Origin of the sequence: Bacillus sp. SIMBA_008, assembly GCF_046535495.1 — a bacterium.
GTDB classification, from domain to species: domain Bacteria; phylum Bacillota; class Bacilli; order Bacillales; family Bacillaceae; genus Bacillus; species Bacillus subtilis.
The window spans coordinates 1-248 of record NZ_JAWRWL010000982.1 but is presented as its reverse complement, the minus strand read 5'-3'; the positions used below and the strand labels follow the sequence as shown (position 1 = coordinate 248).

The following is a 248-nucleotide window of genomic DNA, read 5'->3' as shown; positions in this document are numbered from 1 at the left end:
ATACCGTCCATGAAAGCCTAATTGACCAGTTGTTCTCTCAATTTTGTTTAGGAAAATAATATAGCGATGTTTGAGAAAGATAGAGATTTTTAGGAGGAATAAACAATGGGATACAATGCCGGTTCATACGATGTCATAGTAATCGGTGCAGGTCATGCAGGATGTGAAGCTGGTCTTGCGGCAGCACGAATGGGCTCCAAAACATTAATGTTAACAATTAATTTAGATATGGTGGCGTTTATGCCATG

The 248-nt window shown here is 39.1% G+C and carries 1 protein-coding gene; it reads left to right on the top strand.

From position 1 onward, the window contains the following. Nucleotides 1-105 precede the first annotated feature (105 nt). Nucleotides 106-248, top strand: a 143-nt coding sequence (locus SB658_RS26315; protein ID WP_410603443.1) for an FAD-dependent oxidoreductase, incomplete at its 3' end; no start/stop codon positions are given.